General features: G+C 47.1%; 1 protein-coding gene. It reads right to left on the bottom strand.

Translation table 11 applies throughout. The features are described from left to right. A partial coding sequence (locus SLS51_RS23930; RefSeq protein ID WP_323840933.1) for a DUF4277 domain-containing protein occupies positions 1 to 223 on the bottom strand: 223 nt, incomplete at both ends.

Here is a 223-nt window from a genome sequence, read left to right as displayed (position 1 = left end):
ATATAAGGCATCCAGTGTACGGCCGAGCACATCATCATTAAGGTGTTCAGCTTCAATGTCAGTGCCAATTAAACGCGCAATCGGCTTATGTTGAAAAAAGCCGGAAAACATATGCAATGTCCGGCTGTGAAACCCCAGCCCGTTAAGGATCATCGCCAGAAAAGCGTCGCCGTGAGAGACGGTATGCGATGAATATTTTGGGATAATGGCATCAATCATGCGG

The organism is Photorhabdus africana (assembly GCF_035181445.1).
GTDB lineage: Bacteria > Pseudomonadota > Gammaproteobacteria > Enterobacterales > Enterobacteriaceae > Photorhabdus > Photorhabdus laumondii.
Note: the sequence above shows the minus strand (reverse complement) of the source record. Positions and strands in the feature narration are given on the sequence as shown.